At 65.8% G+C, this 13,554-nt stretch carries 8 protein-coding genes; 6 read left to right on the top strand and 2 right to left on the bottom strand.

Annotation, left to right across the window (positions count from 1 at the left end; translation table 11 throughout):
• The first annotated feature begins 18 nt into the window (after window positions 1-18).
• The 6 genes from G3I74_RS00745 to yghU all read left to right on the top strand — a co-directional run bounded on the left by G3I74_RS00745 (window position 19) and on the right by yghU (window position 11,194).
• Window positions 19-2,136, top strand: coding sequence for a RelA/SpoT family protein (locus G3I74_RS00745; protein WP_164209044.1), 2,118 nt, complete (start codon window positions 19-21; stop codon window positions 2,134-2,136).
• A gap of 33 nt (window positions 2,137-2,169) precedes the next feature.
• Entirely contained in the window at window positions 2,170-3,594 is a 1,425-nt protein-coding gene (gene pyk, locus G3I74_RS00740; protein ID WP_164209041.1) for a pyruvate kinase, read from the top strand.
• A gap of 189 nt (window positions 3,595-3,783) precedes the next feature.
• Window positions 3,784-6,912, top strand: a complete 3,129-nt coding sequence (locus G3I74_RS00735) for an EAL domain-containing protein (protein ID WP_164209038.1) — start codon at window positions 3,784-3,786, stop codon at window positions 6,910-6,912.
• A gap of 93 nt (window positions 6,913-7,005) precedes the next feature.
• Window positions 7,006-8,028, top strand: a complete 1,023-nt coding sequence (locus tag G3I74_RS00730; RefSeq protein WP_164209033.1) for a class I fructose-bisphosphate aldolase — start codon at window positions 7,006-7,008, stop codon at window positions 8,026-8,028.
• On the top strand, window positions 8,028-10,322 hold the full coding sequence (locus G3I74_RS00725; RefSeq protein WP_164209030.1) for an NADP-dependent malic enzyme: 2,295 nt from the start codon (window positions 8,028-8,030) through the stop codon (window positions 10,320-10,322). The genes G3I74_RS00730 and G3I74_RS00725 overlap by 1 nt, the downstream gene beginning before the upstream one ends.
• Complete coding sequence (gene yghU, locus G3I74_RS00720; RefSeq protein WP_164209027.1) at window positions 10,319-11,194, top strand: glutathione-dependent disulfide-bond oxidoreductase; 876 nt, start codon at window positions 10,319-10,321, stop codon at window positions 11,192-11,194. Before G3I74_RS00725 ends, yghU begins: the two co-directional genes overlap by 4 nt.
• 51 nt (window positions 11,195-11,245) lie before the next feature.
• On the opposite strand, the gene G3I74_RS00715 is transcribed toward yghU, so the two are convergent.
• A complete protein-coding gene (locus G3I74_RS00715; RefSeq protein WP_164209023.1) occupies window positions 11,246-12,412 on the bottom strand; it encodes a phosphoglycerate kinase in 1,167 nt (388 codons plus the stop codon).
• Between the two features lie 11 nt (window positions 12,413-12,423).
• The gene (gap, locus tag G3I74_RS00710) at window positions 12,424-13,431 is read right to left on the bottom strand and encodes a type I glyceraldehyde-3-phosphate dehydrogenase (RefSeq protein ID WP_164209019.1); all 1,008 of its coding nucleotides are present in this window, start codon (window positions 13,429-13,431) and stop codon (window positions 12,424-12,426) included.
• Between the last annotated feature and the right edge of the window lie 123 nt (window positions 13,432-13,554).

Genomic DNA, 13,554 nt, shown 5'->3' with positions numbered 1-13,554 from the left:
TTCCCGGTACCCTGCCTGATGCTGCCGGGGCCGGTCCGCGAACTCAGGGATCTGCTCAACACCTATCTTGAGCCGGAGCAGGTCGCGATGGTGTTGCGCGCCTACGAAATCGGCGCCAACGCCCATGAAGGCCAGACCCGTCGCTCCGGCGAACCCTACATCCTGCATCCGGTCGCCGTGGCGCGCATCCTGGCCGGGATGCGCATGGACCACCAGACCATTACCGCGGCCATCCTGCACGACACCATCGAAGACACGCCGGTAGAGCGCGACGACCTGGTGCGCGAATTCGGCGCCGACGTCGCCAAGCTGGTCGACGGGGTCACCAAGCTCGACAAGATGAAGTTCCGCACCCGGCTCGAGGCCGACGCGGAAAGCTTCCGCAAGCTGCTGCTGGCCATGAGTCGCGACCTGCGGGTGATCTTCATCAAGCTGGCCGACCGCACCCACAACATGCGCACCATCGGCGCCATGTCGGCCACCGCCCGCCACCGCATCTCGCGCGAGACCCTGCAGATCTACGCCCCGATCGCCGACCGGCTGGGCATGAACGTGCTCAAGGAAGAGCTCGAGGAACTCGGTTTCGCCAACCTCTATCCCAACCGTCACCGGGTCATCGAGCGGCGGGTGGCCAAGCTGGCCGGCAACCGCCAGGAGGTGATCGACTCGATCACTTCCGCGCTCAAGAAGCGCCTGGGCGAGGCCGGGATTCCGTGCCGGATCGAGGGCCGAACCAAGACCCCGTACAGCATCTACTGCAAGATGCGCGACAAGAACGTGCCCTATGAACGGGTGATGGATGTCTATGCCTTCCGCATCGTCACCCATTCCGAGCCCCACTGCTACCAGGCCCTGGGCGTGGCCCACGCGCTCTACAAGCCCAAGCCCGGCAGCTTCAAGGACTACATCGCGCTGCCCAAGGCCAACGGTTACCAGTCGCTGCACACGGTGCTCAACTCCTCGTTCGGGGTGCCGGTGGAAATCCAGATCCGGACCGAGGAGATGGACCTGGTGGCCGAAAAGGGCGCGGCGGCCCACTGGCTGTACAAGGCCTCGCCGGATCGCTCGACCGCGGTGCGCGCGCGCGAGTGGCTGCTCAAGCTGGTCGAGACCCAGTCGCGCGCACCCGACGCCAACGACTTCATGAGCTCGGCCAAGGCCGAACTGTTCCCCGACGAGATCTTTGTGTTCACCCCGCGCGGCAAGATCATCGACTTGAAGGCCGAATCCTGCGCGCTCGATTTCGCCTACGCCATCCACACCGACGTCGGCAACCAGGCCGTGGGCGCGCGCATCGACGGCATCGCCCTGCCCCTCAACACCCGGCTGGAAAACGGCCAGACCATCGAGATCATCACCCGGCAAGGGGCCAAGCCGCAGCCGGAGTGGCTGGAGTTCGTGGTCACCTCCAAGGCCCGCACGGCCATCCGCGGGCACATGAAGAATCTCGAGCAGGCCGATTCGGTGGCGATCGGCGATCGGCTGCTCGACCAGGCCCTGGGCCGGCGCGGCTACTCGCTGGAAACCATCTCCCAGCGGCGCCTGGAGCGCTACCTGAAAAAGTCCGGGCTGGAACGGCTCGAGGACCTGCTGGTGCGCATCGCTCGCGGCGATCTGCTGGCCCGGGCGGTGGCCGGAAAACTGCTGCCGCTGACCCAGCGTCACCGCAAGGACCCCGACGGCGACCAGGCCAGCCTGACCATCGGCGGCGACGAGGGCAGCGCGGTGATCTACGCTTCGTGCTGCCATCCGATTCCCGGCGACCCGATCATGGGCTACCTCTCGCCCGGCAAGGGTGTGGTGATCCATCGCCAGCGCTGTCCGAACGTGGCCGAACTGGAAAAGAACTACGCCGACCGCTGCCTGGAGGTGACCTGGGAGCCCCTGATCCACGGACATTTCTCGGTCGCGCTGAACCTGATCACCGTCAACGGTCCCGGGGTGCTGGCCTCGATATCGGCCGCCCTGGGCCAGATCGGCGCCAATATCGAGCAGGTCGACCAGAGCCACTCCACCCGCGAGACGGCCGTGCTGCGCTTTGTCCTGAGCGTGACCGGGCGCGACCAGCTTGCCCGCGTTATGCGTCGGCTGCGGCGCAATCCCAACGTCATGCGGATCAGTCGTGATCTGGCCTGATTCGAGCCGCTTCGGTCGGGGCGCGAGCGGCTCATGAAGCGCCGGACCCGGATCGTCGCCACGCTGGGGCCGGCGACCGACGAACCGGAGGTACTCGAGCGCCTGATCGAAGCCGGCTGCGACGTGGTCCGGGTCAACTTCTCGCACGGCGATCCCGAAACCCACGCCCGCCGCATTCGCATGGTGCGCGCGGTCGCGCGCGAGCTCGACACCGACGTGGCCGTGATGGCCGACTTGTCGGGCCCCAAGATCCGTATCGATCGCTTCCGCGAGGGCGCGGTGGAACTCCAGGCCGGGCAGCGCTTTACCCTGTATGCCCGCCCCGACCCGCCGCCGGGCGACGAGACCGGGGTCGGGGTCGGTTACCTGGGTCTGATTGACGATGTGGTGCCGGGCAGCGAGCTGCTGCTCGACGATGGCCTGATCGCCATGGGCGTCGATCGGGTCGACGGCGACGCGATCGAATGCACGGTGCTGACGGCCGGCAAACTGTCGGACCGCAAGGGGTTGAACCTGCGCGGCGGCGGTCTGTCCGTGCCCGGTCTGGCCGAGGCCGACGCCGCCGACATCGAGCGCGCGGCCGAGTGGCAGGTCGACTACCTGGCCGTGTCTTTCCCGCGCAACGCCGCCGACATCGAGCAGGCCCGCGCCCTGCTCCACCGCGCCGGCGGCCAGGCCGGCCTGGTGGCCAAGATCGAGCGCACCGAGGCGATCGAGAACCTGGAAAGCATCATCGAGGCCTCCGATGCCGCGCTGGTCGCGCGCGGCGATCTGGGCGTGGAAATCGGTGAAGCCGAACTGCCGGGGCTGCAGAAGCGCATCATCGCCGCCGCCCTCGACCAGAACCGCGCGGTGATCACCGCCACCCAGATGATGCAGTCGATGGTCGACAGCCCGATCCCGACCCGCGCCGAGGTGCTCGACGTGGCCAACTCCGTCATCGACGGCACTGACGCGGTCATGCTGTCGGCCGAAACCGCGGTCGGGCGGCATCCGGTCAAGGTGATCGAGGCGATGGGTCGCATCTGCGAGGGCGCCGAGCGCCACGTCCAGGCCCACGTGCCCGCCCGGCGCCTGAACGTTCGCGCCGAGCGAATCGACCAGGCCATCGCCATGGCGGCGATGATGACGGCCAACAACCTGCCGGTGCGCGCCATCGTCGCCTTGACCGATTCCGGTTCGACCGCGCAGTGGCTCAGCCGGGTCCGCTCGCCGGCGCCGATTATCGCGCTCAGCCCCAACCGGGCTTCGCTGCGGCGGATGCGGCTATTTCAGCACGTCCATCCGCTGTTTTTTGCCCACCAGCCCGATGAAGCGCAGGCCGACCAGATCCAGCGCGCGCTGGACCAGGTCTGTCGTCATGGCTTCGCGGCCAGGGGTGACCGCGTCCTCATGACCCACGGCGACACCCAGGGTCAGCCGGGCGGGACCAACACGCTCAAAATCCTGACGATCTGAGCCCGACGCCGATGTGCTGCCCGGGGCCTGTGCAGGCCTAGCAGCATGCGTATAATCGGGCCGACCCCCGAAACGCTGCCGTCCAGGCAGCGCCGCCATTCGGTGGGCGACGGGAGTTGGCAAACCACTGGGGGGTGGAGGCAGCGTGCAGGCAGCGGCGCGACAGACGAGAGTTCGAGGGCGGATGCGGTGAGCCTGCAGCGGGCCGGCTTGAGACGATATCGGCGCTATCTGGCGACCTGGGTGGTCGTGATCGCTGTCGCGGTGCTCGTGTTCATGCAGCTGCATCGTCAGCATCAGGCCAATATTGACAGTCTGCTGGCCCAGAGCCTGGCGGCCGAGCGGGTGAGCTGGCAGTCCGTGCAGTCCCAGCACAAAAACAGCGTTTCGACCTACTTCGAGCAGTACGTCCAGCAGCCGGAGACGCTGGCGCTGATGCGCGAGGCCCTTCGCGAATCGACGCGGGACGCCAGCCGCGCCCGCCTGCTGGAGTTGATGCAGCCGGCCTACCGGAACATGTCTGCCCGGGGCATCGGCGTGTTTCATTTCCACCTGCCCGACGGCGAAAGCCTGCTGCGGCTGCACGATCCGGCGCGCTTTGGCGACAACCTGATGGAAGTGCGCGACTCCATTCGCCTGGCCAACACGCGGCTCGAATCCGTGCATGGTTTCGAGGCTGGCCGCTTGGTCACTGGGTACCGTAGCGTTTTTCCGGTCCTCGACGAGGACGGCACGCACCTGGGCAGCGTGGAGTTCAGCATTCCGTATCCCGTGCTGCTGGAGGAGCTGGAACAGCTCGCGCCGGGCCGCATGTTTCAGATCCTGCTGGATCGGGCCGTGCAGCAGGAGATCCTGTTCGCCGGGCTGGCCGATCGGTTCCGGCCCTGGCCGGGATCCGAGCAGTTTCTGATCCGCCAACCGGACCCGGAAGAAGGGCGAGCCCAGGGCAACTCCAGCGCGGCCGTGACCGATCGCCTGAACCGACTGATCGGTGAAATGCCGGCATTGCGCGGCGCGGTGGAAGAACGCTCGGCGACGGCTTTCAGGCTCTCTGTTGGCGGGGAGGATTTCGTTTTGACCCAGGAGCCGCTGGTGGATCCGGGCGGCGCCGTGGTGGGGCTGTTGTTGTCCGCGACCCCGGAGCCGGCGCTGACCCGCCTGGAGCATGCCTTTCTGCTCAATCTGGCGCTGGTCGGGCTGGCCATCCTGCTGCTCGGTCTCGGGGCGCATTACCTGATCCGGGTCGCCTCGGAGAAGTTCGCCGAGCGCGAGCGGCTGCATCTGATTACCCGCTCGCTGGGTCAGGGCATGTATGCGCTTGACGCCCAGGGCGTGATCACCGAGGTCAACCCGAGGGCGTGCAAGCTGTTGGGCTTTGAGCCGGATGAACTGGTCGGGCAGAAAGCGCACCAGTTGTTTCACGTCCATCTGGGCGAGCCGCGCGACGACAGTCTGCCCTGTCCGATTCTTTCGGCCACCGCCCGGGGCGAGCGCTTTACCGGTGAGCAGCGCTTCCGGCGACGCGATGGCCTGGCCGTTGAGGTCTCCGTGACCAGCGTTCCGTTGAGCGAACAGGAAGGTTCGGTCACTCTGTTCGACGACATCACCCGGCAGAAAGAAAACGAGCGCAAGCTGCATCACATTGCCCACTACGATGCGCTCACCGGCCTGCCCAACCGCGTGCTGCTGGCCGATCGGCTGGCCCTGGCCATGGCCCGGGCGCGGCGCAGTCGGAGCCCCCTGGCCCTGGCCTTCATTGATCTGGACGGGTTCAAGACGGTCAATGACACCCACGGCCACGATGCCGGTGATCGCCTGCTGGTTCAACTCGCGCGGCGGATGCAGAACTGCCTGCGCGAAACCGATACCGTCGCCCGGCTGGGCGGCGATGAGTTCGCGGTCGTAATGACCGATATGGACGACCTGGCCGCTTACGCCAAGCTGCTTGATCGCTTGCTGGTGGCGCTGGCCGCGGCGGAGATGATTGATGGGCATCAAGTGCAGGTTTCGGCCAGCATCGGGGTCAGTCTGTACCCGCAAGCCGATGACATCGACGCCGACCAGCTGCTGCGCCAGGCCGACCAGGCGATGTATGAAGCCAAGCTGGCCGGAAAGAATCGCTACCGGTTGTTCGACGTCGCCCGCGACAGCGACCTGCGCGGTCGCCATGAGCACGTTGAACAGGTGCGACGGGGCATGGAGCAGGATGAACTGACGCTCTACTTTCAGCCCAAGGTCAACATGCGCAGCGGTGAGGTGATCGGTGCCGAGGCGCTCATCCGCTGGCAGCACCCGCAGCGCGGCCTGCTGTCGCCGGCGGCGTTTTTGCCGCTGATCAGCCGCCATAGCCTGGAGGTCGACCTGGGGCGCTGGGTGCTGCGCCGCGCCCTGTCGCATATGAACGTGTGGCAGCGCAAGGGTCTGAAGCTGCCGGTCAGCGTCAACATCGCCGGGGATCATATTCAGCATCCCGACTTCGTCACGGAACTGGCCGGACTGCTGCGCAGATATCCGGAGCTGGATCCGTCGAAGCTGCAGCTGGAAGTGGTCGAAAGCACCGCGCTCGAAGACGTCGGCGAGGTGTCTGACGTGATCGCCGGCTGTGCCGAACTGGGCGTGGAAGTGGCGCTGGATGATTTCGGGACCGGCTATTCCTCGCTGACTTACCTGAAACGTCTGCCGGTGCGCGTGCTCAAGATGGACCAGAGTTTCGTGCGCGACATGCTGCACGATCCGGATGATCTGGCCATCCTCGACGGTGTTCTCAACCTGGCCCGCGCGTTCGGTCTGCACGCCATCGCCGAAGGCGTCTCGAGCCTGCAGCATGGGCGGGTGTTGCTGCAGCTCGGCTGCGAAGCCGCCCAGGGATTTGTGATCGCCCGCCCCATGCCGGCGGCCGGTATTCCGGACTGGATTGGTGGCTGGAAGCTGCCCCCGGACTGGTCGCAGGTGAAACGGCTGGATGCCGCCGGACTGGAACTGCTGTATGCCGAAGTCGAACAGCGCGCCTGGGTCAGAGACCTGACCGGTTACCTGAAGGGGGTGGTCACGGCGCCGCCACCGCTGGTCGCTTCCGATTCGCGCCTGGGCCGGGTGCTGCGCTCCAATCCGCTTGTCCGCCAGACCGAGTCGTTGGGCGAGCAGTTGGCGAGGACCCACGAACGCCTGCACGCCCTGGCGGCTGAAATGATCCGTGTCCGCCGGGAGCGCGATGTCCACGCCGCGCTGGTCCGGTTGCCCGAACTGGAATCGACTCGCGAAGAACTGCTCGGCCAGCTGCAGCGCCTGACGGTAGCGGTCGGCGCGCAGCCTTTCTGAAGAAAGCCTCGAAAAGGCTGTCTGGCCATGTTCGGCTGGCTACAATAGCAGCGATAACAAGCCTCACTTTTTCCATTGCAGTCAGGAGCGGACATGACCGATCGATACGAACAGCTGGTTGAAATCGCCCAGGCCCTGGTGGCCCCGGGCAAGGGTATTCTCGCCATCGACGAATCCGGTGGCACGATCAAGAAGCGGTTCGACAGCGTCGGTGTCGAAAGCACCGAGGCCAACCGCCTCGACTACCGCTCGATGATGCTGAGCACCGAAGGCCTGGGAACGCACATCTCGGGCGCCATCCTGTTCGACGAGACCATCCGCCAGCAGCTGCCGGACGGGACCTCGCTGGTCAGCCTGATGGAACAGGCCGGCATTTTGCCCGGCATCAAGGTCGACAAGGGCGCCAAGGCGATGGCCGGCTTCGAGGACGAGAAGGTCACCGAGGGCCTGGACGGTCTGCGCGAGCGCCTGGCCGAGTACGCCGAGCTGGGTGCGAAGTTCGCCAAGTGGCGTGCGGTCATCACCATCGGCGACGAAATTCCCTCGCGCGCCTGTATCGATGCCAATGCCCATGCCCTGGCTCGCTACGCGGCCCTGTGCCAGGAAGCCGGCATCGTGCCCATCGTCGAGCCGGAAGTGCTGATGGACGGCGATCACGACCTCGACACCTCGTTCGACGTCACCGAGGCCACGCTCAAGGCCCTGTTTGTCCAGCTGTACGAGCAAAACGTCATGCTCGAAGGTCTGGTGCTCAAGGCCTCCATGGTGATTTCGGGTAGCGAAGCGCAAGACCGTGCCGGGGTCGAGGAAGTGGCCGAGGCCACGGTCGACTGCCTGCTCAACGCGGTGCCGGCCGCCACCGCCGGGGTCGTGTTCCTGTCCGGCGGTCAGGACGACGTCGAGGCGACCTGTCACCTGGATGCCATGAACAAGATGGGTGACATGCCCTGGCCGCTGAGCTTTTCCTACGGCCGCGCACTGCAGGCAGAATGTCTCAAGACCTGGGCCGCCGACCCGAAGGCCAACCGGGAAAAAGCCCAGCAGATCCTGCTTCACCGGGCCCGCATGAACGGCCTGGCGGCGTTGGGCGAATGGAGCGAAGAAGAAGAGAACTGATGCCCGACAAAGACAAGTTCAAGGAACAGGCGCTCGACTATCACCGCTACCCGGTGCCGGGCAAGATCAAGATCACGCCGACCAAGGCGCTGACCACGGCGAAAGACCTGGCTTTGGCTTATTCGCCCGGCGTGGCCGCGGCCTCCGAGGCCATCCACGCCGATCCTGACAGCGCCCGTGAATTCACCGCCAGGGGCAACCTGGTGGCGGTGATTTCCAACGGCACGGCCGTGCTGGGTCTGGGCAATATCGGCCCGCTGGCGGCCAAGCCGGTGATGGAAGGCAAAGGCGTGCTGTTCAAGAAGTTTGCCGGCATCGACGTGTTCGATATCGAGATCAACGAGCCCGATCCGGACAAGCTGATCGACATCATCTCCAGCCTGGAACCTACCTTCGGCGGCGTCAACCTCGAAGACATCAAGGCGCCCGAGTGCTTCCACGTTGAAGAAGAACTCAAGCGGCGGATGAACATCCCGGTCTTCCACGACGACCAGCACGGCACCGCCATCATCACCGCCGCGGCCATGATCAACGGTCTGGAACTGGCCGGCAAGAATCTCGACGAGATCCGCCTGGTCGCCTCCGGCGCGGGCGCGGCCGGCATGGCCTGCCTGGATCTGCTGGTGACCATGGGCTTGAAACGCGAGCACGTCATGGTCTGTGATCGCGAGGGCGTGGTCTATACCGGTCGCGATGCGGACATGGATTCGCGCAAGGCCCAGTACGCGGTCGAAACATCCGCGCGCACCCTGGGCGAAGCCATCGACGGTGCCGACGTTTTCCTCGGCGTGTCCGCGCCGGGCGTACTGACCGTCGACATGGTCAAGCGCATGGCCGACCGGCCGATCATTCTCGCCCTGGCCAATCCGGTGCCCGAAATCATGCCTGACCTGGCGCGCGAAGCCCGGCCCGATGCGCTGATCGCCACCGGCCGGTCGGACTTTCCGAACCAGGTCAATAACGTGCTGTGCTTTCCCTACATTTTCCGCGGCGCCCTGGACGTCGGTGCCACCGCCATCAACGATGAAATGAAGATGGCCTGCGTCCACGCCATCGCCGAGCTGGCGCGGATGGAGTCCTCCGACGTCTCGGCGGCGGCCTACGGCGGCGAGGCGCCGCGGTTCGGGCCCGAGTATTTGATTCCGCAACCGTTCGATCCGCGCCTGCTGGTCCAGCTGGCCCCGGCAGTGGCCAAGGCGGCGATGGATTCGGGCGCGGCGACCCGTCCGATCGATCTGGACGACTATCGCGAGCGCCTGAGTCAGTACGTGTTCCGCACGGGCCTGCTGATGAAGCCGGTGTTCGACTCGGCCCGCCGCGATCCCAAGCGGGTGGTGTTCGCCGAGGGCGAAGAAGAAACGGTCTTGCGCTCCGTCCAGTCGATCATCGACGACGGCCTGGCCCGCCCGATCCTGATCGGCCGGCCTTCGGTGGTCGACATGCGCATCGAGCGGGCCGGTCTGCGGATCCGCGCGGGCAAGGATTTCGAGCTCGTCAACCCCGAGTCCGACCCGCGCTTCAAGGAATACTGGCAGACCTTTTACGAGATCACCCGGCGCCGCGGGGTGACGCCGGACTCGGCCAAGGCGATCGTGCGCACCCGGACCACCGTGATCGCGGCGCTGATGGTCCACCGCGGCGAGGCCGACGCGCTGATCTGCGGCGTGGTCGGGCGCTACCAGAAAAAGCTGCGCTACGTGACCGAGGTGCTCGGCATGGCGCCGGGCTACAAGACCCTGGGCGCGCTGTCGGTGGTGACCAACGATACCGGCGTGTGGTTTGTCTGCGATACCCACGTCAACCCCGATCCGGACATCGAGCAGCTCACCGAGCTGACCCTGATGGCGGCCGAGAAGATCCGCATGTTCGGGATCACGCCCAAGGTGGCGCTGGTTTCGCATTCCACCTTCGGCTCGCATGCCGATCCGCAGGCCGCCAAGATGCGACGCGTGCGCGAACGCCTGTGCGAGCTGGCGCCGGATCTGGAGGTCGAAGGCGAGATGCCGGCCGACGTGGCCATGATCCCCGAGATCCGGCAGCGCATCTTCCCCGACTCGCGCCTCAAGGGCCAGCCCAACCTGCTGATCATGCCCGACCAGGATTCGGCCCACATCGCCTTCCACTTTGCCCGCGTGGTCGGGCGGGCGGTCAGCATCGAGCCCATCCTGATGGGCGTGGGTCGGCCGGCGCACGTACTCACCCCCTCGGCCAGCGTGCGCCGGGTGGTCAACATGACCGCCATCGCGGTGGTCGAGGCCCAGCAGTTTGCCAAAAGACAGGAGGATTACCGGTGAGTGATTCGGACTATACCCCGCCGAAAGTCTGGCAATGGGATAGCGAAAGCGGCGGCAAGTTCGCCAATATCAACCGCCCCGAAGCCGGCGCCACCCATCCGAAAGAACTCCCGGTGGGGCGGCATCCACACCAGCTTTACTCGCTGGCCACGCCCAACGGGGTCAAGGCCGGCGTGATGTTCGAGGAGTTGCTGGCGCTTGGCATTGCAGAGGCCGAATACGATGCCTGGCTGATCCGCATCGGCAAGGGCGAGCAGTTCGGCTCGGGCTTTGTCGAGATCAACCCCAATTCAAAGATACCGGCCCTGGTCGACCGCAGCGTCGAGCCGGTGCAGCGGGTGTTCGAATCCGGGTCCATCCTGCTCTACCTGGCCGAAAAGTTCGGCGCTTTCCTGCCTGCACAGCGCGCTGCGCGCACCGAGTGCATGAACTGGCTGTTCTGGCAGATGGGCTCGGCGCCCTACCTGGGCGGCGGCTTCGGTCATTTCTACGCCTACGCGCCGGTCAAGATCAAGTACTGCATCGACCGCTTTGCCATGGAGGCCAAGCGCCAGCTCGACGTGCTCGACCGGGAACTGTCGGACAAGGCCTACATCGCCGGGGCCGACTACACCATCGCCGATATCGCGATCTGGCCGTGGTATGGCCAATTGGTACTGGGTCGGCTTTACGAGGCCGGTGAATTCCTGCAGGTCGAGGGTTACGAAAACCTGCAGCGCTGGGCGCGAGAAATCGATGCTCGACCCGCGGTCCAGCGCGGGGTAATGGTCAACAAGCCCTTCGGTCCGCCCGAGACCCAGCTGCTCGAGCGCCATGACGCCAGCGACTTCGAGCTGCGTACCCAGGACAAGCTCGAAGACAGCGACGGCTGATCGCAGGAGATGGCGAGTCCATCCGGCCCGGCGCCGGATGGTGAGGCCAGTTCAGTCGCGTGCCTCGAGCGCGGCCACTGCCGGCAGCTCCCGACCTTCCACGTATTCCAGGAAGGCGCCGCCGGCGGTGGAGATGTAGTCGATCCGCTCGGCGATGCCGAACTTTTCGATCGCGGCGATGGTGTCGCCGCCGCCGGCCAGCGAGAAGCCTTCGCAGGCGGCCACGGCATGGGCAATCGCGCCGGTGCCGGAGCGGAAGTTCTCGAACTCGAACACGCCCACCGGTCCGTTCCAGATCACGGTGCCGGCCTGGCGGATGATGCCCGCCAGACGGCCGGCGGTTTCCGGCCCGATGTCGAGAATCATCTCGTCGTTGTGGACCCGGCTGACGTCGCGCAGCGACGGGTGGGCCTCCTGGTGGAAGCGTTCGGCGGTGAGCACGTCGGTCGGCAGCGGAATCGAGGCGCCGCGTGCCTCGGCCCGTTCCAGCAGTTGTTTCGCGGTATCGACCAGGTCGGCTTCGTGCAGCGACTGGCCGATGCGATGACCGGCCGCGGCCAGGAAGGTGTTGGCGATGCCGCCGCCGACGATCAACTGGTCGACCTTGTCGATCAGCGCTTCGAGTACCTTGAGCTTGGATGAGACCTTGGCGCCGCCGACGATGGCGACCATCGGCCGGGCCGGGTCGGCCAGGGCTTTTTCCAGCGCTTTCAATTCGGTCGCCAGCAGCGGCCCGGCGCAGGCCACGGCGGCCTTGCGGATCACGCCTTCGGTCGACGCCTGCGCGCGGTGGGCGGTGGCGAAGGCGTCCATGACAAACACATCGCACAGCGCGGCCATGCGTTCGGCCAGCGCCTCGTCGTTGGCTTTCTCGCCGGCCAGGAAACGCACGTTTTCCAGCAGCACCAGCTCGCCTGGCCGGACTTCGACCCCGTCCAGCCAGTCGCTGACCAGGCGCACCGGCTGGCCCAGCATGTCGCCGAGTACATCGGCGACCGGTTTGAGCGAGTACTGCGACTCGGGCTGTCCCTCGGTCGGACGGCCGAGATGGGACATCACCATCACCGCCGCACCTTTCTTCAGGGCCTGCTGAAAGGTCGGCAGGCTGGCCCGGATTCGTGCCCGGGAAGTCACCTGGCCGTCCTGGACCGGCACGTTGAGATCGGAGCGAATCAGGACTCGCTGTCCGTCCAGATCAAGTTGCTCAAAGGTTTTCATGGTCTCGCTTTTTAGAGTTTGGCCAGAACGGTCGCGGTGTCGAGCATGCGGTTGGAGAAACCCCACTCGTTGTCGTACCAGCTCAGGATCTTGACCAGGCGACCGCCGGAGACCTTGGTCAGACCCGCGTCGAACACCGACGAGCGCGGATCGTGATTGAAGTCGATCGACACCAGCGGGGCTTCGTTGTAGCCCAGAATGCCCTTGAGTTCGCCTTCGCTGGCCGCCTTGACCGTTGCGTTGATTTCCTCCACCGAGGTCTCACGGCCGGCGATGAAGCTCAAGTCGACCACCGAGACGTTGATGGTCGGCACGCGCATGGCGAACCCGTCGAGCTTGCCTTCCATTTCCGGCAGCACCAGCCCGACCGCGGCAGCCGCCCCGGTCTTGGTCGGGATCTGGCTCATGGTGGCCGAGCGCGCCCGGCGCAGATCCTTGTGGAAGACGTCGGTCAGGACCTGGTCGTTGGTGTAGGCGTGGATGGTGGTCATCAGCCCGGACTCGATGCCGATGGTGTCGTTGAGCGGCTTGACCACCGGCGCCAGGCAGTTGGTGGTGCACGAGGCGTTGGATACGACATCGTCGCCGCTTTTGAGGATGTCGTGGTTGACGCCGTAAACGATCGTCGGCAGGTCCTTGCCGGCCGGCGCCGAGATCAGCACCTTGCGCGCGCCGGCGCTCAGGTGGGCTGAAGCCTTGTCCTTGCTGGCGAAAAAGCCGGTGCACTCCATCACCACGTCTACCCCCAGCTCGCTCCAGGGCAGCTTGGCCGGATCACGCTCGGCCAGCACCCGGATGCGGTCGCCGTTGACCACCAGGTCGTTGCCTTCCACGTCGACATCGGCGTTGAACCTGCCGTGGGCGGTATCGAAGCGGGTCAGGTGGGCGTTGGTCTCGGTGTCACCGAGATCGTTGACCGCGACGATGCTGATGTCCTGGTTCCGGCCGTACTCGTACAGGGCGCGAAGCACGTTGCGGCCGATGCGGCCATAGCCATTGATGGCGACCTTGATGGGCATGGGTTGCTCTCCGGGAGATTGACAAAGAATATGAAGCCCGATTGTACTGACATGCATCGCCCGCGGCCACCTGCGAAACCCGTTCTGACCATCGGAACTGGCGTTGCCGGCTGCAAGAAGCTA

The sequence above is a fragment of the Wenzhouxiangella limi genome, from assembly GCF_010499265.1.
GTDB classification, from domain to species: Bacteria; Pseudomonadota; Gammaproteobacteria; order Xanthomonadales; family Wenzhouxiangellaceae; genus Wenzhouxiangella; species Wenzhouxiangella limi.
The sequence above is the reverse complement of the archived record's forward strand: the minus strand, read 5'-3'. Positions and strand labels throughout refer to the sequence as shown.